Source organism: Crinalium epipsammum PCC 9333, assembly GCF_000317495.1.
Classification (GTDB): domain Bacteria; phylum Cyanobacteriota; class Cyanobacteriia; order Cyanobacteriales; family PCC-9333; genus Crinalium; species Crinalium epipsammum.
The window spans coordinates 1,501,542-1,524,798 of sequence record NC_019753.1 but is presented as its reverse complement, the minus strand read 5'-3'; the positions used below and the strand labels follow the sequence as shown (position 1 = coordinate 1,524,798).

The 23,257-nt window shown below is 39.2% G+C and carries 20 protein-coding genes, 1 tRNA gene and 1 pseudogene; 15 read left to right on the top strand and 7 right to left on the bottom strand.

Annotation, left to right across the window (positions count from 1 at the left end; translation table 11 throughout):
- Positions 1-123: 123 nt before the first annotated feature.
- Both CRI9333_RS06475 and CRI9333_RS06470 read left to right on the top strand, forming a co-directional pair.
- Entirely contained in the window at positions 124-966 is an 843-nt protein-coding gene (locus CRI9333_RS06475) for a pentapeptide repeat-containing protein (RefSeq protein ID WP_041225965.1), read from the top strand.
- A 305-nt stretch (positions 967-1,271) separates the two neighbouring features.
- Positions 1,272-2,261 carry a pentapeptide repeat-containing protein gene (locus CRI9333_RS06470; RefSeq protein ID WP_015202363.1) on the top strand — a complete coding sequence of 330 codons (990 nt, stop codon included), beginning with the start codon at positions 1,272-1,274 and terminating at the stop codon, positions 2,259-2,261.
- A 233-nt stretch (positions 2,262-2,494) separates the two neighbouring features.
- Here the strand turns inward: CRI9333_RS06470 and CRI9333_RS06465 are convergent, their stop codons facing one another.
- On the bottom strand, positions 2,495-2,734 hold the full coding sequence (locus tag CRI9333_RS06465) for a hypothetical protein (RefSeq protein WP_015202362.1): 240 nt from the start codon (positions 2,732-2,734) through the stop codon (positions 2,495-2,497).
- A gap of 69 nt (positions 2,735-2,803) precedes the next feature.
- Positions 2,804-3,721, bottom strand: coding sequence for a bestrophin family protein (locus CRI9333_RS06460; RefSeq protein ID WP_015202361.1), 918 nt, complete (start codon positions 3,719-3,721; stop codon positions 2,804-2,806).
- 112 nt (positions 3,722-3,833) lie between these two features.
- On the opposite strand from CRI9333_RS06460, the pseudogene CRI9333_RS28530 reads away from it, so the two are divergent.
- The 3 genes and pseudogenes from CRI9333_RS28530 to CRI9333_RS06445 form a co-directional block, all read left to right on the top strand.
- Positions 3,834-4,003: pseudogene (locus tag CRI9333_RS28530) on the top strand (MarR family transcriptional regulator); the annotation flags it as partial.
- Between the two features lie 344 nt (positions 4,004-4,347).
- Positions 4,348-5,628, top strand: a complete 1,281-nt coding sequence (locus CRI9333_RS06450; RefSeq protein WP_015202360.1) for an MFS transporter — start codon at positions 4,348-4,350, stop codon at positions 5,626-5,628.
- A 324-nt stretch (positions 5,629-5,952) separates the two neighbouring features.
- Entirely contained in the window at positions 5,953-6,768 is an 816-nt protein-coding gene (locus tag CRI9333_RS06445) for a carbonic anhydrase (protein WP_015202359.1), read from the top strand.
- A gap of 130 nt (positions 6,769-6,898) precedes the next feature.
- Here CRI9333_RS06445 and CRI9333_RS06440 read toward each other — a convergent pair whose 3' ends face one another.
- Positions 6,899-7,342 carry a hypothetical protein gene (locus CRI9333_RS06440; RefSeq protein WP_015202358.1) on the bottom strand — a complete coding sequence of 148 codons (444 nt, stop codon included), beginning with the start codon at positions 7,340-7,342 and terminating at the stop codon, positions 6,899-6,901.
- 224 nt (positions 7,343-7,566) lie between these two features.
- Between CRI9333_RS06440 and CRI9333_RS26625 the strand changes: the two genes are divergently transcribed.
- Positions 7,567-7,755 (top strand): hypothetical protein, encoded by a 189-nt coding sequence (locus tag CRI9333_RS26625; protein ID WP_015202357.1) that lies wholly within the window; start codon positions 7,567-7,569, stop codon positions 7,753-7,755.
- A 20-nt stretch (positions 7,756-7,775) separates the two neighbouring features.
- On the opposite strand, the gene CRI9333_RS26620 is transcribed toward CRI9333_RS26625, so the two are convergent.
- Positions 7,776-7,982, bottom strand: a complete 207-nt coding sequence (locus tag CRI9333_RS26620) for a hypothetical protein (RefSeq protein ID WP_157462281.1) — start codon at positions 7,980-7,982, stop codon at positions 7,776-7,778.
- Positions 7,983-8,074: 92 nt separating this feature from the next.
- On the opposite strand from CRI9333_RS26620, the gene CRI9333_RS06435 reads away from it, so the two are divergent.
- The 4 genes from CRI9333_RS06435 (at position 8,075) to CRI9333_RS06420 (ending at position 13,355) form a co-directional block, all read left to right on the top strand.
- Positions 8,075-8,665 (top strand): Crp/Fnr family transcriptional regulator, encoded by a 591-nt coding sequence (locus CRI9333_RS06435; protein ID WP_015202355.1) that lies wholly within the window; start codon positions 8,075-8,077, stop codon positions 8,663-8,665.
- Positions 8,666-8,933: 268 nt separating this feature from the next.
- The gene (locus CRI9333_RS06430; RefSeq protein ID WP_015202354.1) at positions 8,934-10,844 is read left to right on the top strand and encodes an ATP-binding protein; all 1,911 of its coding nucleotides are present in this window, start codon (positions 8,934-8,936) and stop codon (positions 10,842-10,844) included.
- 259 nt (positions 10,845-11,103) lie between these two features.
- Positions 11,104-11,415 (top strand): hypothetical protein, encoded by a 312-nt coding sequence (locus CRI9333_RS06425; RefSeq protein WP_015202353.1) that lies wholly within the window; start codon positions 11,104-11,106, stop codon positions 11,413-11,415.
- Between the two features lie 233 nt (positions 11,416-11,648).
- Entirely contained in the window at positions 11,649-13,355 is a 1,707-nt protein-coding gene (locus CRI9333_RS06420) for an iron uptake porin (RefSeq protein ID WP_015202352.1), read from the top strand.
- Positions 13,356-13,410: 55 nt separating this feature from the next.
- On the opposite strand, the gene CRI9333_RS06415 is transcribed toward CRI9333_RS06420, so the two are convergent.
- A complete protein-coding gene (locus CRI9333_RS06415) occupies positions 13,411-13,884 on the bottom strand; it encodes a hypothetical protein (RefSeq protein ID WP_015202351.1) in 474 nt (157 codons plus the stop codon).
- Between the two features lie 219 nt (positions 13,885-14,103).
- Here CRI9333_RS06415 and CRI9333_RS06410 point away from each other — a divergent pair.
- From CRI9333_RS06410 to CRI9333_RS06400, 3 genes are all read left to right on the top strand, one after another.
- Positions 14,104-14,175: transfer RNA gene (locus CRI9333_RS06410), tRNA-Asn, on the top strand.
- Between the two features lie 57 nt (positions 14,176-14,232).
- Positions 14,233-14,571 (top strand): 2Fe-2S iron-sulfur cluster-binding protein, encoded by a 339-nt coding sequence (locus tag CRI9333_RS06405; protein WP_015202350.1) that lies wholly within the window; start codon positions 14,233-14,235, stop codon positions 14,569-14,571.
- Between the two features lie 52 nt (positions 14,572-14,623).
- A complete protein-coding gene (locus CRI9333_RS06400; protein WP_015202349.1) occupies positions 14,624-15,070 on the top strand; it encodes a hypothetical protein in 447 nt (148 codons plus the stop codon).
- A 9-nt stretch (positions 15,071-15,079) separates the two neighbouring features.
- On the opposite strand, the gene CRI9333_RS06395 is transcribed toward CRI9333_RS06400, so the two are convergent.
- Both CRI9333_RS06395 and CRI9333_RS06390 read right to left on the bottom strand, forming a co-directional pair.
- Entirely contained in the window at positions 15,080-16,243 is a 1,164-nt protein-coding gene (locus CRI9333_RS06395; RefSeq protein ID WP_015202348.1) for a serine hydrolase, read from the bottom strand.
- 158 nt (positions 16,244-16,401) lie between these two features.
- Entirely contained in the window at positions 16,402-17,661 is a 1,260-nt protein-coding gene (locus CRI9333_RS06390; protein ID WP_015202347.1) for a cation:proton antiporter, read from the bottom strand.
- Between the two features lie 417 nt (positions 17,662-18,078).
- Between CRI9333_RS06390 and CRI9333_RS06385 the strand changes: the two genes are divergently transcribed.
- Together CRI9333_RS06385 and pgmB are read left to right on the top strand one after the other, a co-directional pair.
- Positions 18,079-19,419: a cytochrome P450 gene (locus tag CRI9333_RS06385; RefSeq protein WP_015202346.1), complete on the top strand. Its 1,341-nt coding sequence runs from the start codon at positions 18,079-18,081 to the stop codon at positions 19,417-19,419.
- Positions 19,420-20,273: 854 nt separating this feature from the next.
- The gene (pgmB, locus tag CRI9333_RS06380; RefSeq protein WP_015202345.1) at positions 20,274-23,177 is read left to right on the top strand and encodes a beta-phosphoglucomutase; all 2,904 of its coding nucleotides are present in this window, start codon (positions 20,274-20,276) and stop codon (positions 23,175-23,177) included.
- Positions 23,178-23,257: the final 80 nt, after the last annotated feature.

Genomic DNA, 23,257 nt, shown 5'->3' with positions numbered 1-23,257 from the left:
CTTTGCATTGCTGTTTACACGGAAGTATGGTTAATCAACGATCATCCTAGTAAAATTCCACACCACTTCAAAAGCAAAGTATTAATAGTGTAATGATCAAATACAGCGCAGGGGCAACTAATGATGAATGCGGATGAACTACTTCAGCGATATGCTGCGGGCGAAAGAGATTTTCGAGAAATTTCCTTAATCGGTGCTGACCTCCAAAAAGTTGACCTCAGCGAAGCCAACTTCAGATCAGCCGACCTCAGAGGTACCAATTTTAATGGAGCATTATTAAAAGGTATTAACTTACGAGAAGCCAATCTCACTAAAGCCACCCTGACAGCAGACTTAACTGAAGCTAATTTAATTTCTGCAATTTTACAAAATGCTAACTTGAGCGAAGCTAATTTAACTGATGCCAGCTTACGCGCTGCCAATCTCAGCCTAGCTAACCTCAGTCGAGCTAACCTCAGTCGAGCTTTATTTAACGAAGCTATTTTGCGGGATGCTGACTTGAGCCAAGCTAAACTAATTGATTGTGCTTTATGTCGAGCAAACCTCATTCATGCCATTTTCATGGGAGCTAATTTGGATAGCGCAAACCTTACTAATGCCATTTTGACTGGAGCTAATTTGGAGGGCGCAAACCTTACTAATGCTATTTTGAATGGAGCCAACGCAACTGGTGCTAACTTTGCTCAAGCAGAGTTGAGCCGTGCCAAAATCAGTGGCACAAATCTCACTAAAGCTATTTTCAACGGAGCTAACTTAAGATCAGCACAAGTGACTTGGACAACTTTACGGGGTGCTGATCTCACTAGGGCAAAATTGACCAGGGCGAACCTCTGCTGGTCAAACTTAATTGGAGCGACTTTAACTGAAGCCGTTCTGATTGATGCTAATTTGAATCACGTTAATCTGCGCGATGCTGAATTAGGGGGAGCAATTCTGCCTCAAGGAGAAACACACGCTTATGGTTAACCTTGGGGAGCAATAAACATTTAAGCTGGATATTTTCTATCGAGCTACGAAAAAGCAGTCAAATTATTTGTCTCCCTGCTTGGATGCCCCCTACTACCTCAACCAGCAATTTGAACGCTCATAAGCTTATTAATATTGTTATCCTGAGTGATACTACTTTTACAGTTGGGATAATCAACTCAAGCTTTCATTAAGATTGTTGAAGTTTTAATCTGAAAATTTTATAACACTCAACACACTTTGTGAGATGAATTTGGGAAATATATAATTATACAAAATTACTTGAGCCGAGCGGGGGTAGTTAGATGGACGCTGATGAATTGCTGAGGCGTTATGCCGCCGGAGAAAGAGAATTTAGTGAGGTAAACTTAATCGGGGCGAATCTCGAAAAAGCTCACTTAGTAGGCATTAATTTATCGAGGGCATATTTGGCAACTGCGAACTTCAGCCGCGCCAATCTTCAAGGAACGAATTTGAGTGGGGCATCTTTATACCAAGCAGATTTGAGCTTTGCCAAGCTAAACCAGGCAAGACTGACAGAGGCAGACTTAACCAAGGCTAACTTGAAGGGAGCTTATTTGGTTAAGTCTTTGCTAGTAGGCACAAAACTCAGTGGTGCTATCCTCACAGGGGTAAATCTGAGTTTAGCTAACTTGTCCGGTGTTAATTTATGCGGGGCAGACTTACGCGGAATTAACTTGCGTTCAGCTAATTTAGTAAATGCTAACCTGAGTTGGGCAAACTTGAGTGGTGCTAGGTTGAGTGGTGCTTTGTTGCGTGGAGCCATACTCAATGGTGTGCAACTGAGTGAAGCTTTTTTGAATGGGGTGGATTTGAATGGAGTTGACTTAGATGGGGTTAATCTCACTGGTGCCAAGCTTAGTGGTGCAAACTTGAGTGGTGCAAACCTGACAGCAACAAACCTCACGTTTGCTCAATTAAGAGTTGCCCTTTTAGCTCGTTCAAATTTACACGCAGCTAATTTGCATGGCTGCGCCTTGACAAAAGCAGACTTTTGTGAAGCAAATTTAAGTAAAGCAGATCTAAGCGGCACTGATATGAGTGCAGCAGATTTGACTGGCGCAAATCTTAATATGGCAAACCTGCATGGTGCTAATTTGAATGCAGCAAGTTTGCGGGGTGCTTTCCTTTGGGGGGCAAACCTAAATGTGGCAGCAATGCGCGGCGCAGACTTAACTGGTGCTAGTATGCGGGGAGCGTACTTGGAAGCAACTGATTGGCATCAGGCAAATCTCACGGGCGCAATTATGCCGGATGGAACTATTCACGAGTAGAGTGAGGTTTGATCGTGGGGATAATTTAGTTGTTGTTAATTAAAAATAGGCGATCGCATGGTTCTTCCGTACTTAGTGTGCTAAATTATTTGGTTTGATAATGCCCTACACTTTAGCAGACTGCGATTTCGAGGCGATCACACCTGTATCCCAAGTTTCATCGGCTAAATTTCAGGGTTGAATGAGATCAAACCCTTACAAGTGCGAAGCCTTGAGGATAAATTTAAGTTAACTTAGCACACTAGGTACGGAAGAGCCATAAAATCTTCAGCAAGTTCTTGCTTGTCTAAAACATCTAGAATAGAGACACGATCGCCTGTTAAATCCTCAGCACTATGTAATACTTGAATTAATGATAATCTGGGGTTACGAGTGTTATAATCAGCTACTTCTGTATCAACCCAAAGCTGTTTCATTTGAGTGTAGTCACTAATTAAATCTCTGATTTCATCAGCTTCAGTAAAATAAGGCATTATCTGATCTCATATTGGTACTACTCAATGCCATTTTAGTACTCATTCATAATTGGTAATGGTTCATTGCTAATTGATATTAGCTATTTGGTTATCATCTTTAAATGAACTAGCACTAGGACTAAGTGTGATTAAATCTTCAATATTGCGTCGCATTGTGGCACAAATAGCATCTAAAGGCAAATCATTAGGATCGTGACCAAAAGGATTTTCAATTTCTTCTCCAATTTCTTCAATTCCAAACAAAGTAAAACTGATTAAAGCTACAATTGCTCCTGTAGCCCAGTTTAAAGAATCAACAAATTGAAATGGTAGCAGTAAACAATAAATTAACAATAACTGTTTAAGGTGAATAGAATAAGCTAAAGGAATAGGTGTTTTTAAAATTCGCTCACTAGAACCTAACATATCTACCATACTATTCAACACATCATTTAAAGCATTTAGTTGGTATAAACCAAGACAATTACGTTGATACTGACTTTGGAAATAATCTCCTATCCAAAATGCAATTTCTAAAGGAGGATTATTCATAGTTTTTAATTTGAAATAACGAGCAGGAGGCATCAAGCTTTCTAATTCGCTATTTACTCCTTCTGATCTTAAATGTAGCTTAGTTGCAACAGCAAAAGCTACTAACAACTTCATGTTATTTTCTTTCGCTTTTCTATCTTCTAGGCTTTTTTCGTCGATGGCTACCCAAATTAATCGAGCTAAATTACGGATGTTATTAACTAAAGTACCCCAAATTTTTCGCCCTTCCCAAAAACGCTCGTAAGCGGTGTTAGTTCTAAAAACTAATAATAAACCTAAGACAATGCTAGAAACTACGCCGTCTAAGTTTGTAAAAGATACAGGTACGCCCAAATAATCTAAAATTGAAATGAAAAATCCAAAAGATCCACAAAATATTACCCGCTTATAAATTGCTGGAATGACTGAGCCTTTAAAGGTTAAAGCTAATTTAAACCAATTATGATCTCTCATACCTTTTTTACATAAAAAATTAAATTATACTTCTCGCTCTTAATCAATTATTCCATCTGTGTGCATCTGTGTTTATGTGTGGATAACCTACAAGGTCGATTGATAAGTCAGCTTACCTACTTCTAGTTTGGATGAAAAACTGCAACAAGTGGGAGCTACTTTAACAGGCGTTTTGGATTCGATGGAAGAACGCGGGGTGATTCGTAGGGAACGCGATCGCCTCACGTATCTGGTTCAAGGGGCGCAGGTAAGGAACCGCAAGAAGTTTTACCGCCAATTGCTTTATAGATGGGACAAGCTATGCAAAGGAGTCGCTTGGGGAACGCCAATTATTGACACAGTTGGTAGAGACGCGCGATCGCAAATCTTTCTTAAGTTTCCTCTAAACGAAAAGCAATTATCCCTAGAGGCGGACGGCTAAGTATTAATTTTTTTTAATAATTGTTTACATAAAAGGCAATTTGACGTTGATCCCACCACCTAATATTACGCCTGCTAGATGAACATCTTCTTACAAAAATTAGGAATTAACTTCGGGTTTTTAGCCATCAAAGATACTTGAAAATATCACGATCATTTTTTGCTTAAAAATTAAAATAATTTGTTTAACTTGAGAGGGAGCCAAAGTGAGAATAATTCCAAATATCCCAGCATTGAAGTCAAAAAATTATCGCCTCTTTTTTGGAGGGCAAGGTCTTTCTCTAATAGGAACTTGGATGACACAAGTTGCTACGATTTGGCTAGTTTATAATTTGAGTAATTCCCCTTGGTTACTAGGGGTTGTTGGGTTTACTAGCCAAATTCCCAGCTTAGTTTTACTGCCAATTGCAGGCGTGTTAGTGGAGAGATGGGATCGACACCGTGTATTATTGGCAACTCAGGTATTGTCGATGATTCAATCTTTAGCACTAGCACTTTTGACGCTAACAGGAGTTATTAATATTTGGCATCTGATATTTTTAAGTTTATTTCAAGGAACCATAGGGGCATTTGATGCACCAGCCCGTCAGGTTTTCATCACAGAAATAGTTGGAAAAAAGGAAGATTTAGCCAGTGCGATCGCACTCAATTCTTCTATGTTCAATGGGGCGCGATTAATTGGGCCAGCTATTGCAGGTTTAGTTATTGCTGCTGTTGGTTCTGGCGCTTGTTTTTTAATTGATGGTCTTAGTTATATAGCTGTGATAGCCGCATTACTAGCTATGAAGATTAAGCCTAGAAAAATTGTAACTAATCATAGTCATCCTTGGAAAAGCTTTAAAGAAGGATTTGCCTATACATTCAGCTTTACACCTATTAAAGCAATTATCATGCTACTAGCATTGGTTAGCTTCATGGGAATGCAATATACAGTTTTAGTACCAATTTTTGCAGATAAAATACTTCAGGGAGGGCCACAAACGCTAGGCTTTTTAATGTCATCAGCAGGAGTCGGGTCTTTAATAGGTGCAGTTTATTTACTAAGTCGTAAAAGCGTCATAGGATTAGGTAATTTCATTGCTTATTCCCCAGCAATTATGGGATTTGGTTTGATCGGATTTTCTTTGTCTCGAATCCTGGGTTTATCTATGCTAATGATGTTGATAGTTGGCTTTGGCTTTATAATGCAATTTACATCTAGCAACACTTTACTACAAACAATTGTTGAAGATGATAAACGCAGTAGAGTTATGAGCATATACACAATGGCATTTTTTGGTATGCTCCCTTTAGGTAATTTATTTGGTGGCGCATTAGCTAGTTATATTGGAGTAACTAAAACCTTAGTTATTTCTGGGATAGCTTGTATTTTAGGAACAGTTTATTTTTCACAAAAACTTCCAGAATTAAGGCGTTTGGTAGCCCCAGTTTACATAAAACTAGGTATTTTACCAGCAAAAAAAGAAGAGTTACTGCAAAAAACTTAGTAAGTCAATGAACAGTTACCATAAAACTTGATTTAAGAAATTGCAATAGTAAAGAAGGTTTTGATTTTCAATAGACCAATCAGCAAGAATCACAAATTTGTTTGTTTTGAGCGCAGATGTAACCAGATTTTAATTTCGGGTGAATGCCCGAAACGCTTATAGGCGCATATATAGACCCGATATTTTATTGACTAACGCTACCAGGTTTAATAGTTCCAGGCTTCCCCTATTATTTAAGTGGGTGCATGAGAATAAATTCAAGCATCTCAACGCACTTCCTGTGAATAGGCAGATTAAACCCACAAATATCTATGGAACTTTGTAATGAAAAAATTAATTAAAGGTCTGCGTGAATTCAAAGCCAGCTACTTTAATACTCATCAACAACTGTTTGAACAACTTGCACATGGTCAAACGCCGAGAGTATTGTTTATTACCTGTTCTGATTCCCGTGTAGATCCCAACTTGATTACACAAGCACAGTTGGGCGAATTGTTTGTGATTCGCAATGCTGGGAACATCGTTCCACCTTACGGTGCAACCAATGGTGGTGAAGGCGCGACAATTGAATATGCTATTCAAGCCTTAGATATTAAGCAAATTATTATCTGCGGACACTCTCATTGCGGTGCTATGAAAGGGCTAATGAAGTTAAATAGCCTTCAGAAAGAAATGCCACTCGTTTTTGATTGGCTCAAATATGCAGAAGCAACCCGAAGGCTGGTTAATGACCACTACAGTGAGTATGAGGGAGAAGAACTGCTGGAAATTATGACGGCAGAAAATGTCCTCACTCAAATAGAGAATTTGCGGACGTATCCAGTTATTCACTCAAAACTGTATCAAGGGCAACTCAGCATTTATGCTTGGATTTATCACCTGGAAAACGCCGAAGTTTTAGCATACGATCCGCATAAACACGCTTATGTCTTGCCTCAAAGCCAAGTAAAAGAATCCAACAGCGATGAGATGTTGGTAAAGCAGTTTCCCAATTGCAGTTTAGCAATTAATTCTACGAACATTCAGCAACTCGAAGTTGAATCTTCATCAGACTTCAGCCAAAGTGTAAGTGAGCGGCTGCCAGCGACACCGCTTTCTCCTGAGCAGCTAAAGCGAATTTATCGAGGAGCCAATAATTAATTAGATATCTATTATACATTTCCCAAAATTAAAGGTGGGTTACTTAAAAATATAGAGACGTTATATACAACGTCTCTACATTTTTATGAAAAGAAATGTCTATTGACCTTTCTGATCTAGTATTTATCGTTTAGTTAAAAGCATTCTTAATGCCATCAACAAGGTTTTCAACAGCATTCTTGCTGTTGTCTACAGCTTTTTCAGTCCGAGCAGCATCTTCTTCTGCTCTTTTGTGAATTGTTGCTGCATCGTCCTTAGCTTTGCGCTCAATCAAACTACCACTATCCGTTGCATCATCTACTTTAGACGCATTGCTGCTTGCAGCATCCTTAACTTTATCTTTTGTATCTTGGATGAAATTCTTGGCTCGGGAAGCATCTTCACTAGCTTTACCTTTAACCTGAGAACCTGCGTCTGCTGAAGCGATCAAGTTTGCAGTAGGTGAAGCCATTGCTGCGGTGTTAGATAAAAATCCACCCTGCCAAACGAAGGCTATAGCTGACACACAAAAAAGAGTTGTTGCTAGAAAGCGTCCTAGAGTTGAAACTTGTTTCATCAAAAAGTTTAGTTTCATAAAATACTATCTTCATTTTTAGAGAGCATTTTATTTTTACTTGATCTGGCTATACACCCATATCGTTCCGTAGACAGAGGTTCTCACGTCCTCTGTAGATATATTCCGGTTGGCTGAATGCTGAAATAACTTGCTTTTTTTGCTCAGATGTGAAATCCTCCATAATTAATGTACACTATTCCTACCAAGTTACCGTAATTTGCTATCTACTTTAAATTCAACAAATGTTAAAAGACAGCTTTGGACTTCCAATCACAACGAATTCGTCAGAGGCGATCGCACCATATGAACACAACCATACAGCACTGCATTTGCTCAATAAGCGTGTCACATCTCGCCGTTTTATTCCCCAACGTTCCCGTGAATTAACCTTGAGCTATAACAATTTAGGATTGCTACTTAAGGCAAGTTAAACCCTAGAAACATTCCTAACTTAACTAGCTATGTTCTGGACTAACAATTTCATAACCACTAATTGCTCATTCAATAAAACTGGATCTGATAGTGGATCGGCAAAACTTTGGACAATTTGCGTTTCTAGATCAAAGACGCGCTCAAGATATGCCCCAACAGCCTTATAAAACCAAAACATATTCGGAGCCAGATAAGACATTAACCTGAGCGATTTAGGTTTGGTCATTAAATTACTTGTATTCTAAACTACACTTACTCTATCGGATTAAAGTATTTTACGTTACAATTTTTTAAACCCATCTTTTGGGAGTTGAATTAATGACCGCCTCTCCATTGTTATCTGCTACGCCTAGTCATCTCAAACCACGTAAATTTGAGCGTCGCTCTTTACTACCTATAGAGCCAAATTACCTTTGGCGCATTGAATCTGGAGTAGTTCGCACCTTAACTTATAACCCTGACGGCACGCTCATCACTTTTGGGTTATGGGGAGTCGGAGATATTGCAGGTAAAGTGTTATCAAAAGCCGACCCTTATCAAATTGAATGTCTAACTCCTGTAGAGGCAGCCCTCATACCCCTTAGCAGAGGCTACGAAGTTAGCGAAGCAATTTTTCAGCACGTTCAGCAACATCAAGAATTTATTGAGATTCTACATTGCAGATCAGTAGATACATCATTAATGCAACTTTTGATTTGGTTAGCAAAAAAATTTGGTAAAGCAAGTGAACAAGGACAATTAATTGATCTACAATTAACCCATCAAGATATTGCTTCAGTCATTCGTGCTACGCGCGTTACTGTTACACGGCTATTAAATGAGTTTGAGCAACGAGGAATTATTCAACGCTTGCCTCATCGCTTCATTGTTATGCCGAATCAACAACCTTTTTGGCACTACGAGATTTAATGTGATTTTATTGCTGGGATCATGTCAGCTTGAAAACTTACGTGATGAGAAAGTTTTTTAAACTCCAGAAAATAAGGAAAGTTAGGTAAAGTTACTTTTTTCAGAGTGACAAAAAAGCCATACATGACATTAAATGCAATTTTCAATGTATATTTTGCATAATTCAAATTTAACCCTTCGACAGAGGTAAAACTAACCAGAATAGATATACGCTCAAATCAACCAAACGGTAGTATATTTAATGCTTTGAGTAAAAGCGGGATACCTAATGATCAGCCAAGACACTATCACCGACGCATTACGGATTAATGCTAGGAATACCGACGCTTTCGATATTTTCAACATCAGGCATTACATAGGGTCTAATCCATATTTAGATACTGCTGCATTAGTATTTGATTGTGCTTTAACTGGGCATTTGCCATCTCGCCCTCTTAATGATTATGTAGAAATTGTAAGCGATCGCTACCCCCACCTACGCGACCAAACTTATGAATCTTACGCTCATCTATTTGCCCAGACAGTATCAGAAGTTGGCAAACTAGATATAGGTTTGCATCTCAACCGTTGGAGTCTCAAAACATATCCAGAGTTTGCTAGAATTGCCATTCAAACCCTCCATGCACGCACCACGCGCTTAGTAATTTACTGTGTTTGGGATTGGTTTGAAGCAATTACTCAACAGCAAGATTTCCCCTTTGAAGCTCAACTTAAAGAACTTCAAGATAGCTTTACTCAATCAGTATATGGTGGTCCAACAGTTTATGCCTTATTACGCACAGCATATAACAAAAATATTCCCACATTTTATTTGTGGGATGAAGGGCTAATGCAATATGGCTATGGCAAAAAACAAATTCGCGGCGTAGCTACTACATTTAACTGCGATAGCCATCTGGATTCAGACTTTACTACTCGAAAAGACGACTGCAAAACTTTCTTAAATACACTAGGATTTCCAGTACCTAAAGGTGATATTGCCTTCACTTTAGAGGAAGCCAAAGGCATAGCTAGAAAAATTGGTTATCCAGTCGCCGTCAAACCTGTAGCTGGTCATAAAGGCATTGGAGTAACGGCTGATGTTAATGCAGAAGAACTAAGTTTTGCTTTTGACAGTGCGATCGCAAGTATTCCAGAAAACGAAACAAAAGAAGTAATTATTGAAAAAAGTATCTCTGGTGTAGATTTTCGCTTATTGTGTGTTAACGGCAGATTTGTGGCTGCAACTGAACGTCGCCCCGCTTCAGTTGTGGGTAACGGTAAATCTACTATTGCCGAATTAATTGAGAGTGAAAATCAAACACGCGCCCGTAAAGATACACCCACATCCCCACTTGGCAAAATCAAGTGCGATGAAGCAATGGAAATATATCTAAAGGAACAAAAATTATCCTTAGATAGCGTAATTGAATCTGGTCAGACTATTTATCTACGCAAAGTCGCCAACCTCTCAGCCGGAGGTTTAAGCGTAGATGCTACAAGCATTGTTCACCCTGACAACATCATCTTGGCGCAAGATATTGCCCAGCACTTCCAACTTACTTGTCTAGGCATCGACGTAATTGCCCGTAATATTAACAAATCTTGGAAAGACGGCGACTTTGGCATCCTAGAAATTAATTCCGCCCCAGGGATATTCATGCACCTTAACCCTGCTGTGGGAGAAAGCGTTGATGTACCCGCTTACATCCTGAACACTTTCTTTAAATCAGTACAAGATGCCCGGATACCCATCATTACATTTAACAAAATTTCCGTCCAAGAACTCCAAGAAACTATAGACCATATACTGTGGCAACATCCTGATTGGACTATCGGTGCTGTTTGTCGTGATGCCGTCTTTATTAATCGTTCAGAAAAATTTATTCACAAAGATTACAATACCAACGTCCAGAACTTGCTGCGTAATCCCAGGCTAGATTTGCTCATAACCGAGTATCGGGAAGATGTCTTAGAAAGCGAAGGGATGTTTTACAAAGGTAGCAATATGGTAGTTCTCGACCATCCCACAGAAACAGAGATGATGCTGACGCGGGATATTTTTGAGAATTCGACTGTGGTTGTTAAACAAGAAGAAAACATTTCGATTCGCCGCCAAGGTTTGCTCGAAAATTACAGGCTAGGTTCAACTGAACCGTTTACGCGGGTCTATCTCAAAGAAATCGGCACAATCTTGTAGCTGTCACCATGATATATAACGGTTTAAGTAGATTGTGGTTTTTTCAATGGCAGGTAGGAAAAGCTATCTCGACGATCTAGCTTAAGCCTACAGGCAGTAATATTTGTATAGATTGGTTTAACCAGAAGCTATCGAGCCGCTACTTGCTCTTGGTGCGATATTCCGCAATCAACACGGAATTTACATAATGTCTCAAGATCATTGACAAGATGATACACTACTTTACAAAGTACAAATGCTTAATAGTGTGAGGAAGGATATGAACTGGAAAGTACTTTGTTTAATTGCTGGTTTAGCTTTAACAAGTGGTTTGGCGGCGTGTTCCGATACTGGCGCTGGTACAGGCGGCAGCACCACTACTACCTCTCCTGCTCCTGCTACTTCTCCTGCTGCTGAAATCAGCCCAGCTAGCGGTGCTAAAAAGGCTGCTGAAACTGCGGTTGATAAAGCTGCTGAGGCTAAAAAAGCTGCTAACACTGCGGCTGATAAAGCTGCTGAGGCTAAAAAAGCTGCTAACATCGCTAAGGACAAAGCTGCTGATGTTAAGACACCAGCAACTACTAAGCCATAAGCTACAAAGTTTTATTTAAAATTTAACCAGCACAGGTAGTCCGAAATAAGCTAAGTTAGATTAATAGTGAAAATTATCTGCTCAAGCTAACCAGTGCTGGTTTTCTAATTTCTATAGATAAATTTTCTTTTAATGCAGTTCGTAAAAAATAGTCCTCTTTAGTCACGCCATAAACAACCTTTAGCTAGAAAATATGGGATGAGCTTAACTGTGGTGTGAGGATTGAAGTAGGGATGTCCAAGATTTGGTGGGATTTTCTGCGAGTCAGCTTATTTTTTTTAGGTGTGACTCTGGTAATCTGTGATAGTGCAACTGCACAAGAAACTGTTGTTGAACTAGAAACAGCACCGACGAATCAGATTCATAACATTGCTGATAAAACTAATGCTGCATTTAATCAGGATGCAGTCAAGTCAAGCTTGGCAGAAATACCGCCTATAATACCTACAGACAAACCAGGCGACGCAAAATCAAGCTTAAGAGCAGGAATTGCGGAATCTAGCAGCGACACTGATACAGACGAGGCGATGAGCCAAGTAACGAACGTTTCTCAACTCAAGGACGTTCAACCTGGTGACTGGGCTTATGAAGCAGTGCGATCGCTTGTTGAAAAATATGGTGTAATATCTGGTTATCCAGATGGTACTTTCCGAGGCAACAGCAGCATGACTCGGTATGAATTTGCTGCTGGTTTAAAAACTATTCTTGACCGAATTAATCAATTGGTGACAGCTAACCCTAACGGGATTAGTAGAGAAGACTTAGCAACAACGCAAAATTTAGCAGAGCAGTTTACATTAGAACTAGCGTTGTTACGTGGCAGGCTAGATGCAGCCACAGCTAGGATTGCTGATTTAGAGCTTACGCAATTCTCTAGAGTTACAAAACTAGAGGGAGAAGTAATCTTTGCGGGTGCTGGTGTAATTGCAGGCAATAACAGTAACCAAACGACACTTTTTGGTCAAAGATCGCGTTTGAATTTACAATCTAGCTTTAATGGTCGAGATTTACTCACAACACGCCTTCAAATGGAAGGTTTTGGTTCCCTTACCTCTAACCTCACACCCGAAGGCGAATTAGCTTTTAGTGGCGATACTGATAGTAGAGCCTATATAGACGCTCTTTTATACAGTTTTCCAATAGGACAGCGCACTCAAGCTGTACTTGCTGGTAATGCTAATGGAGCCGATGATTTTACGAATACCGTTAACCCTTATTTCGACGGCGATGGTGCAAGCGGTGCATTATCTCGCTTCGGAACACGCAACCCCATTTATTACCTAGTTAACGGTTCTGGTGTTGGCATCCAACACAAATTGAGCGACAAACTAGAATTTAGTTTAGGTTACTTAGCCAGCGCAGCTAATAATCCCCCACCCGACGGAGGTTTATTTAAAGGCTCTTATGGGGCAATAGCACAGGTACTCTTCCAGCCTAGTCAACAATCAAGCATTGGTTTAACTTATGTCAATGCCTACAACAATGACCTAGAAACTGGTAGTACAAATGCCAACTTAGTTAACCAGCTAAATTTGCCAGTAGTTACAAATTCTTATGGTATTGAGGCATCTTTGCAAATTAACCCTCGGTTTGCATTAGGTGGTTGGGCTGGATATACCGCAGCGCGTGTTATTAATCAGGGAGATGCTAACATCTGGAACTGGGCAGTAACACTTGCATTCCCTGATTTAGGTAAGAAAGGCAATCTTGGGGGCATTATTGTTGGTATGGAACCCAAAGTTACAGGGGCAAATTCCCAGCTTAGAAACATGGGCATTAACGACTCTGATACATCACTGCATCTAGAAGGGTTTTACCAATACCAACTCACTGATAATATCGTGATTACACCTGGGTTAATTTGGTTAACTGCACCCGACCATAATAGTGACAACGATGATATTGTCATTGGCGTAGTGCGTACTACCTTTAGCTTTTAAATCAATTAACAATTATCAATGACCAATGACTAATTTAACTGAGTGCTAAAAGCTATTAATGATGAATATCCAGATTTAGAATATAGTGACCGAGTTGCAGCTTTCCTGACCATAACTCGTACTCTACTTGCAGATGCTCAGGTAAAGGGCGACCTTCTAGGATTAAATTACGAGTATAATTCCGTAAACGTAATGAGCCATTAATACTGGATGAGTCGCTATTTAACCAATAACGACTTATTCCATACACACCTGTTTCCCAAAGGTGGCGATAACTCAACTTGCCACTGGTTTGCATTGTCATAATTACCCGATAAGGGGAAATTTCCAGCCATATCAGTCGAGGTTTATGTATCTCGGCTTCTTGAGGTTGCGGTTCCCAGTCAGGAATAGCTGGTTCTGTCAAAAGTATATGAAATCTGTCTCTATCCTTTTGGTACAGGGTAGCAGCCGTTTCAAGGGTAGACCAGATTGGTAGGTCGGTGGACACCATAGAAAGGCAAACAGGTCTGCGGTGATGAGCCAGCATGGTAGTTAACCAGAAGGGATATGATCCAGCATAGCTCTAGAGTTGATAGTATGGCTGATGCTTTAATTATGGTTGCAATACTCCAAAGGATTCGCGGCGCGAACTGACAAGTCAGCGCTTGCGCTATCGCACCCTCAGAAAAAAAGTTTTTCAAAGGGGTTGCAAAATCTTTTTTGTCTTGCTAAGATGTATAACTGTTGGTAAGAAATTACTACACATTCCTCAGTAGCTCAGTGGTAGAGCGATCGGCTGTTAACCGATTGGTCGCAAGTTCGAATCTTGCCTGGGGAGTTAAATAAATAATATAAATGTAGAGACTCAAAATTTAGCGCACCTAAAAGTTTCTATATGGAATACCAAGTCCGGCTAGTTAATTCTGCGATCGCTCTAGATCGTACTATATCTGTACCCGATGATCAGTACATTATGGATATGGCTGAAATTGCGGGTATTCGCTTGCCTAATGGGTGTAAACAAGGAGAATGTTCTGCCTGTGTAGCTAAACTGGTGAGTGGTAAAGTTGATCAAAGTGAGCAGAAATTTTTACGCCCAAAAGAAATAGAGGCTGGTTATATTGTTACCTGTGTCGCTTATCCGCTTTCAGATTGCACAATATATACGCATCAAGAACAAGTATTGTATCAATCTGCCCTATATTTTAAAGCTGAGACAGCAGAGGATGAATGATTTATTTTGATTAGTAAGTTATACAATTATTATTACTACTAATCAGTTAAATATGAGCATTTTATTATACGAAAAATCTGCATCTTGTCAAGGGCATTTAATTATCCCCTTTGTTTATAGCGTAATTCAAGACCAACATATTTATTCTTATAAACTGCTTTCCGCGCGGGGATATAAAGATCAATTTCATAAATCAGAAAACCCTGCTGCTATCTATTCCGGTAGCGTTGAGGGCATGATTGAAATTGCTAAAGAGCATCTTAATAAGTATTCTGATTTAAAAGAACAAATGGACAATTTCCAATCTAGATATACTTATAAAAATAATTTAATTATTATTTACGAATGTGCAGGTAAATATTTTTATGATCATTATAAGTCTGAAGATTTAATTAATGTAGCTGCACCTAAAATATTTCAATCGGAATACGACTGTATTAAATGGGTAAAAGAAGGATTAGATAATTCAAATGCAACTCAAAAAGCCAAATTTTCTTAGCGTATTGCACTACTGACGATTCATTTGATCAAAAACCAAACGAGACATTTCAGGAAAAATTTTGTCATCGCTTGCGTAAGCAGAAGAATCGGCAAAAATTGCTAATACATAGCGCGTTTTACCGTCTGGAGTTTGAACAAAGGCAACTTCATTACGGGAACCAGAAGTCCATCCTGCTTTAGATACAAATTTTATGTTAGATGGCAAAGACTCACCAAAAAAACCTTCGATAGGATTAAAATCAGGATAAATGTTTCGCCAGACTTGCGGATTTAAGTCTCGTGTTAATAAAGTAGACATTTTCTGACTAGCTGATGGTGAAACAGCTTGATTATTAACAACTTCATACATCAAACGTGCTGCTTGCTGGCTTGTGATTTGATTCCTAATAGGTGCTTGGGAATTACCACGCATCCGCAACTCTGTACCTTTGGGGGATGAGAGATGTAAATAATCAACTGGATATGTCTTTTGATCAATATTAATGCCTTGATATCCAGCTTTTTTAAAAAAACAATTAACTTGATTACGTCTGGTTAACCATGATTGAAACTCAACATCTGTTAGCTGAGATTTTGACCAAGATTGTGTTGCTGTAATTTGATCTAAGATTACACTCGCAGCATCGTTATCCGAATTTCCAATCATGTCGCGGATATAAGGCTGAAATGCTGCTTTATTAGTCAAAATTCCTTGTTCAAATTCACCATATAAAGCTACTAGCCAAAACAACTTAACAACGCTGGCTGGATATCTAAATTGATTTTGTTGATATCCAGCTACCTGACCTTTATTTAAGTCAATTAGAGTTATTGATAAAGGTTGTGTTTTTAAGTGTTTAGCCGTAGCAGTTTGAACAATTTGATTGACAATTGATTGTAATTGGCTGCTTTCAGCAAGAAGAGGCGGTTGATTAGCACTATAAAAAAATTGTAAATTACGTTGCCTTTGTAGAAATGGGCTGGTTGGTAATGTTTCTTTAGGTGAGTCTGTATACTCAGCAGTAGTTAAATCTAATTCTGGTTGTGTATTTTCTAAACAAGAAGATGATGCAGGTTGAGGGACAGATATTGAAATTGGAATGGCTACTGCTGAATTAGTTAATGCCAAGGTTGTAACAAGTGCCGTAATTGCAGATAGCCTGAATTTAGTTGCTGTAATATTAAATAGCATTTAGATGTTTGATATCAATAATTTTTCTATTTGTTGCGTAACGACAAATCAAAGTTTTATGTTGGTGCTTACTCTCAGAATGACACAAAGGCAAGATTGTTAATGGAAGTGTTGGGTTTCCTGCGTCAACCCAACCTATGCACTTAATTATATAATAGCTAATATTTTTCAATTTGATCGGAGACAACTGCTTCATTGCGGCGACTAGCAATATTTTTCTCGTACCAGTTCATCAACGGCGTTGCACTAACTCCATGTAAAACAACAGAAATTACAACTGTTATATAAGTAACCCAAGCAATTGTTTCTCCTAATTCGTCTTTTAAACCTTCTCCAAAGGCATAGCTGAGATAATATAAGGAACCAACGCCACGAATACCAAACCATCCAAATAATAAACGATTAGCCGGAATAAGAGGAGAGCCTAGAGTACTTATCCATGTTCCTAATGGTCGAATTACAAACAGTAATAATAGAGCGATTAATAGCCCCTGATTTAAGTGAGCCAGAATTGGTTTAAGTTGTAGAATAGTACCTAATATTAAAATAGTTGCTACTTCTAAGAGTTTTTCAATTTGCTCGATAAACTCAAATTTAGATTTTTGTTTTTCAGGATCGTGGTAACTGCTTCGTACTACAATTCCAGCTACGAATACCGCAATAAATCCATAACCATTTACAAGTTCTGTGATTGAATAAGTTAGTAATATTGTACTAAGAGCTACGAAATCTTCCATTAACTCATCAGCTTTGCGGTATTTTTGCAGCCATTTGTCAACAAAAACCACTGCTTTCGCAACTAGGATTCCCATGAAAATGCCAGCGAAAATTGCCCAAATTAAATCAACTGCTACCCATTGTTTAAACCAGTTTTCCCAATTAGGATCTTTTAACCAATGAATTCCAAAATAAACAAAAGGAAAAGCTAGGGCATCATTTAAACCTCCTTCCGAGGTTAAACCAAAGCGCAATTCATCGCGGTCATCTTTATGATATAACTGTACTTCTGAGGCTAAAACTGGATCTGTTGGGGCAAGAATTGCTCCTAATAAAATTGCTTGTCCCCAGTCGAAACCTAAAAATAATTTAGCAACAGTAGCAACAGCCAAAATTGAAATTGGCATTAATAATCCAATTAATCTTGCTGTTGTGTTCCAAGCCCAAAATTTTAATGGGCGATTCATTTTTAAACCACAACCAAATACTGAGACAAGTACAACAAATTCTGTAAGGCGCTCTAAAATTTCGGCATTTGGACGTACTTGAATTAAATTAGCCCCATAACGCCCCAGCAGGACACCAACAATTAAGTAAATGATGGCGTAGGAGAGGGGTAGGCGTTGAATCCAGCCTGACCCCAATGTTACCATTAGCAATAATAAGCCAATGACTAGCAAATCAAGAATATAGATATCCATAAGTGCGATTGCGCGTTTATATAATTAGATGTTGCTCTTTGATGATCCTCCTGCAATCTCAGTATTTAATACATCACCCTTGGGCAGATTTAATGTTTATCTAAGATTAAGAACGTATTACCCTACCCCCAACTGCTCCCCTTAATAAGGGCAGGGGGGCTTTTCTGTTTTATATTTTTTAATTAGAAGATAATTATATATAATTTCTACATTTAATTTATAGGGAATTAGCAGTTAAAAATATTGTTTTTGAAAACACATTTCTTGTGTTTTATTATTTTAATAAATAAATTAACTTAATTAAATATAAATCTTGACATCCAATAGGGTTATCGTCTTCAGATGCGCGTAGGCTGTATGAGGTTTTATAATTTTAAAGTATAGTTATTTAATAAAAAAAAATTAGGAAAAATTGCGATGAAATTGCCACCAAGTCCAAAAACTCACCCTTTTGCACAGTTGCTTCAGTGGATTGCTACCCCTTTAGATTATCTAGAAGGAACTCAAAAGGTTTATGGTGACTGTTTTACAGCTAGATTTGGTAAATTACCACCTTTAGTCATGGTGAGTAACCCACAGGGCATTCAGCAGATGATGACGGCTGATTCTAAACAGTTTGATAGTGGTAGAGGTAATCAAATTTTTAGACCTTTGGTAGGGGACAATTCAATGCTGTTGCTGGATGGCGATCGCCATCAGCGCGATCGCCAACTCTTAACACCCCCGTTTCACGGTGAACGGATGCGTACTTATGGAAACCTGATTTGTGACATCAGCGACAAAGTGATGAGTAAACGCATGATCGGCGAACCTTTCTTTGTACGCGCTGCTATGCAAGAAATTTCTCTGTTGGCAATTTTAAATGCTGTATTTGGTGTAAATCAGGGTGAGCGTTTTGAGAAGCTGAAAGAATTACTAACTTCTATGCTGGATTCGGTTAGTTCTCCTGTGAGTTCGAGCGTGCTATTTTTTAATTCGCTACAACAGGATTTTGGTGCTTGGAGTCCTTGGGGGCGGTTTTTGCGCCAACAAAAGCAAATTGACCAACTGATTTATGCTGAACTTGAAGAAAGGCGATCGCATCCAGATTCATCTCGTAGCGATATTTTGACTTTGTTGATGTCTGCTAGAGATGAACAAGGTCAACCAATGACTGACCAAGAATTACGGGATGAATTGCTGACTTTGTTGATAGCTGGTCATGAAACTACAGCGTCCGCATTGACATGGGCATTGTACTGGATTCACTCTTCACCAGAAGTACATCAAAAGCTATTGACAGAAATCAGTAGTTTGAGCGACCCCTCAGATCCAACTGTATTAGCAAAACTTCCCTATCTCAATGCTGTTTGTCAAGAAACACTACGGATTTATCCTGTAGCAATGCTAACTTTGCCTAGAATTGTTAAATCACCAATTAACATTATGGGCTATGAATTTGAACCAGAAACAACAATTATGGGCTGTATCTATCTCACCCATCAGCGTGAGGATATTTATCCTGAAGCAAAGCTTTTTAAACCAGAGCGTTTTCTAGAAAAACAATTTTCTCCTTATCAATATTTGCCTTTTGGTGGTAGTAACCGTCGCTGTATTGGCATGGCATTTGCTTTGTTTGAAATGAAGCTGGCACTTGCTACAGTTGTTTCTCGCTATCAACTTTCTCTTACTGACAAGCATCAACCAAAACCTGTGCGCCGTGGTGTAACTTTATCCCCATCTAGTAGTTTTAAGATGGTTTTAAATAGTCAGCTTTGATTAAGTAACTACAGTTAATAAAATTGGCTCTCTCAGAGTAGCTATGCTAAATTAGTATAAAATAATATTTGTAAGCCTTGCTACGCAAGGCTTTTTAAAATTTAAAAAAGCAATTTTAAGAAAAAAAGCTTTTTGTTTTGTTAAAACCTTTTGCTATTGGGGTTTAAACTCATTTAAACTACTTATTTATCATAACCAGTCTGAGAGAGCCATTTATATTAATTAGAAATAAAGTTGCTATTGAGTGCTAGCGTAGTTCTATATACGGTTTAGCTGATAGCCAAATGAGCTTTAGCATTAGATGGAAATGGTAATCAAGTAAATAGTATTTCTTCTAATCCAGGTCACTGTCTATTATTAGGTATTCTCGATCCTGAAAAAGCATATAGTGTAGCCGAGAGACGATTCCTCTCTCCTCTCCCTTTATGTAAATCATTTAGTAATTAATACCTAGATAAATATACTTAGATTTTCCTTGGCGACTACGATAAATCAGTATTTGTATCGGCTCTCATTTGTAAAGTAAACGGATACGTTTGTAGTAGTAAATGTCAGAGAAAATATATTTTTTTATGTCGGTTAAGTTGTTTATCTGTTTGTATTGTTTCCTATAATTATTCTGTTACCTAAAATAATTTCATGGAAATCTATCTCTAGGCAGGGGAATTTCTAAAAAATCTCTATATTCGGGCGCTGTTTCAACCGCACTAAAGTCAATAAGACCGAAAAAGCAGATGAAGTATTTTCAGCCTAGACAACTTGCAACAACAGCGCAAGAGCGACTAAACCCTCTACCTATCTGAACCTTTTCAAACCGCAAACCATCAAGCTACTTTATGTAGAATAGGCTACTCATGGAATCTTTCGGCTGGACTGTCATCGAATCTCAATTTGATCCCACTCATCTGCACCACCAAGAAACGGTTTTCACTCTCGGCAATGGTTATCTAGGCACACGCGGCTCATTTGAAGAAGGTTATCCAGGGGAATGCTCAACTACTTTAATTCACGGCGTTTACGATGATATCCCTGTCGTATACACGGAATTAGTTAATTGTCCCAATTGGCTACCAATAGTAATTACCATTGGTGGTGAAACTTTTCGCTTAGATCAAGGGCAGACGCTACACTATCAACGTCAACTAGATTTGCGCTTAGGTTTGCTGAGTCGTGAGATTCGCTGGCGCAGTCCTGCTGGTCATACTGTAGATATCTACTTTGAACGCTTTACGAGTTTGGCAGATCAGCACGTACTTGTGCAAAGATGTCAAGTTACTTCTGTTGATTTTACAGGCGAGATTGAGATCCAAGCCAGTATTAATGGTGAAGTAGACAACCAAGGCGTTAAGCACTGGGAATTTGTCGAGCAAAGTATTACAGATAATACTCTGTGGCTACATACTCGGACATTGAATTCAGCAATAGATTTAGCGATCGCAGCTAAACTACTGATAGTCGATTTCCCTGCTGAAATCCAAGCTTTAAGAACACAAAACTGTCCAGGGTTGGGGACAACTGTACAAATTCAGCCTGGACAAACCATAACTTTAGAAAAGCTGGTGACAGTGTTTACCTCACGGGACAGAGTTGATCCCGTAGGCGAAGCACTTGGCTTGCTGAATTGTTTACCTAGCTATACAACTGTCTTTGCTGCTCACGTAGCTGCTTGGGCGAAGGTGTGGCAAGACTCAGATATAGTGATTGAAGGAGACCTCAAAGCTCAACTAGCTGTTCGTTATAACATATTCCAGCTACTTGCAGTTGCTCCTCGTCACGATAATAGAGTGAGTATTCCAGCGAAAACTCTTTCTGGTTATGCTTATCGCGGTCATATCTTCTGGGATACAGAAATTTTTATTGTTCCCTTCTTGACTTTGACTCAACCTGCTTTAGCGCGTAACTTGTTGACATACCGCTATAAAACATTAGCAGGGGCAAGACGTAAGGCTCAAGAAGCAGGTTATGAGGGTGCGTTGTTTGCCTGGGAAAGTGCTAAGACTGGGGATGAAGTAACTCCCCGTTGGGTTCCAGGACCAGATGGTAAGATAATCCGCATCTGGTGTAGTGATATTGAACTGCACATTAATAATGATATAGCTTATGCAGTTTGGCACTACTGGCAGAATACCGGAGATGATGCTTGGATGCGCGAGTATGGCGCGGAAATTATTCTGGATACTGCTAATTATTGGGCTAGTCGTGCCGAGTGGAACAAAGAACGGGGCGCTTATGAGATTTCTGATGTCATTGGGCCTGATGAGTACCATGAAAAGATTAATAACAATGCCTTTACAAATGGCATGGTGCAATGGCATTTGCAGACAGCTTTAGGTGTTTGGGATTGGTTAACACGCTCAGATAGCGATCGCGCTACTATCTTAAAACAACAACTGAAGTTAAATAAAAAACGCTTCCAGCAGTGGGCAGAGATTAGCCAGAACTTGGTATTTAATCAAAATGCTGATACTGGTTTGATTGAGCAGTTTGATGGCTTTTTTGATTTGAAAGATGTGCCTCTAACTGAGTATGAGCCACGCACCAAGTCAATGCAAGTAATTTTGGGGATTGAAGGTGCTAATCAACAGCAAGTACTGAAACAACCAGATGTGTTGATGTTATTGTACTTGTTGCGCGATCGCACAAATCGCCAAACTTTACAAACTAACTGGGATTACTATAACCCACGCACCGATCACACCTACGGATCTTCATTAGGGCCAGCAATTCACGCTATTCTTGGTTGTGAACTCGGACAACCAGAAGAAGCCTATAAACACTTCATGCGTTCAGCATTGGTAGATCTAGAAGATGTACGTGGTAATGCTAACGAAGGTATTCACGCTGCATCTGCTGGTGGAGTTTGGCAGGCATTAATATTTGGGTTTGCTGGCGTTAAACTAACACCAGAAGGACCTATTTCTAGCCCGCACCTGCCACCTGGTTGGACTCGCCTCAAGTTCCGTTTACAATGGCGCAACCAATGGTATGAGTTTGATATTCAGGAATCTGCAACAAGTGATCAGCAGTCAGCTATGATTTCATCCTCAACTTCCAATTCTCAACTTGCTACCCCTAACATTAAAGGTGTCATTTTCGATTTAGATGGTGTGATTACCGATACTGCGGACTTCCACTATCTAGGTTGGAAACGAATCACTGATGAAGAAGGTATTCCTTATGATTGGGAAACCAACGAAAAAATGCGGGGGCTAACAAGACGCGATTCTTTACTGTATATCTTGGGCGACAAAAAAGTTAGTGAAGCGACTATTCAGGACATGATGGAGCGTAAGAATAATTATTATCTGGAATTAATTAAGGAAATGACTCCAGATAAGTTATTACCAGGGGTATTAAATTTATTAAATGAACTACGTGCTGCGGGAATTAAAGTAGCTTTAGGTTCATCGAGTAAAAATGCTCATTTGGTACTGCAACGTTTAGGGATTGAGGATAAATTTGATGCGATCGCAGATGGTTACAGCGTAGAAAATCCTAAACCAGCACCAGATCTTTTCCTACACGCCGCCGCACAACTGAATTTATCACCTGAAGAATGTGTAGTTATAGAAGATGCTACCGCAGGTGTAGAAGCAGCTTTATCTGCTGGGATGTACGCTGTAGGATTAGGGCCAGTTGAGCGTGTAGGCGATGCTGATGTCGTTCTACCTAATTTAGAAGGCGTTCAATGGTCTGATTTGTTAACTCAAATAGCTGTCAGCAGTCAGTCTTCAGATGTTCGCAGTTTAAAAGTTTAAACTGAGATTTTATATCAATAGACATCCTCAGAAATTTAAGGTGCTATAACCAATGTAGAGACGTTGTATGCCACGTCTCT

What these genes read in the sequence shown, in the direction of transcription:
- CRI9333_RS06475 (WP_041225965.1), top strand. Translation starts at nt 124, where the DNA reads ATGAATGCGGATGAACTACTTCAGCGATATGCTGCGGGCGAAAGAGAT.
- CRI9333_RS06470 (WP_015202363.1), top strand. Translation starts at nt 1,272, where the DNA reads ATGGACGCTGATGAATTGCTGAGGCGTTATGCCGCCGGAGAAAGAGAA.
- CRI9333_RS06465 (WP_015202362.1), bottom strand. Translation starts at nt 2,734, where the DNA reads ATGCCTTATTTTACTGAAGCTGATGAAATCAGAGATTTAATTAGTGAC.
- CRI9333_RS06460 (WP_015202361.1), bottom strand. Translation starts at nt 3,721, where the DNA reads ATGAGAGATCATAATTGGTTTAAATTAGCTTTAACCTTTAAAGGCTCA.
- CRI9333_RS06445 (WP_015202359.1), top strand. Translation starts at nt 5,953, where the DNA reads ATGAAAAAATTAATTAAAGGTCTGCGTGAATTCAAAGCCAGCTACTTT.
- CRI9333_RS06440 (WP_015202358.1), bottom strand. Translation starts at nt 7,342, where the DNA reads ATGAAACTAAACTTTTTGATGAAACAAGTTTCAACTCTAGGACGCTTT.
- CRI9333_RS26625 (WP_015202357.1), top strand. Translation starts at nt 7,567, where the DNA reads ATGTTAAAAGACAGCTTTGGACTTCCAATCACAACGAATTCGTCAGAG.
- CRI9333_RS26620 (WP_157462281.1), bottom strand. Translation starts at nt 7,982, where the DNA reads ATGACCAAACCTAAATCGCTCAGGTTAATGTCTTATCTGGCTCCGAAT.
- CRI9333_RS06435 (WP_015202355.1), top strand. Translation starts at nt 8,075, where the DNA reads ATGACCGCCTCTCCATTGTTATCTGCTACGCCTAGTCATCTCAAACCA.
- CRI9333_RS06430 (WP_015202354.1), top strand. Translation starts at nt 8,934, where the DNA reads ATGATCAGCCAAGACACTATCACCGACGCATTACGGATTAATGCTAGG.
- CRI9333_RS06425 (WP_015202353.1), top strand. Translation starts at nt 11,104, where the DNA reads ATGAACTGGAAAGTACTTTGTTTAATTGCTGGTTTAGCTTTAACAAGT.
- CRI9333_RS06420 (WP_015202352.1), top strand. Translation starts at nt 11,649, where the DNA reads ATGTCCAAGATTTGGTGGGATTTTCTGCGAGTCAGCTTATTTTTTTTA.
- CRI9333_RS06415 (WP_015202351.1), bottom strand. Translation starts at nt 13,884, where the DNA reads ATGCTGGCTCATCACCGCAGACCTGTTTGCCTTTCTATGGTGTCCACC.
- CRI9333_RS06405 (WP_015202350.1), top strand. Translation starts at nt 14,233, where the DNA reads ATGGAATACCAAGTCCGGCTAGTTAATTCTGCGATCGCTCTAGATCGT.
- CRI9333_RS06400 (WP_015202349.1), top strand. Translation starts at nt 14,624, where the DNA reads ATGAGCATTTTATTATACGAAAAATCTGCATCTTGTCAAGGGCATTTA.
- CRI9333_RS06395 (WP_015202348.1), bottom strand. Translation starts at nt 16,243, where the DNA reads ATGCTATTTAATATTACAGCAACTAAATTCAGGCTATCTGCAATTACG.
- CRI9333_RS06390 (WP_015202347.1), bottom strand. Translation starts at nt 17,661, where the DNA reads ATGGATATCTATATTCTTGATTTGCTAGTCATTGGCTTATTATTGCTA.
- CRI9333_RS06385 (WP_015202346.1), top strand. Translation starts at nt 18,079, where the DNA reads ATGAAATTGCCACCAAGTCCAAAAACTCACCCTTTTGCACAGTTGCTT.
- pgmB (WP_015202345.1), top strand. Translation starts at nt 20,274, where the DNA reads ATGGAATCTTTCGGCTGGACTGTCATCGAATCTCAATTTGATCCCACT.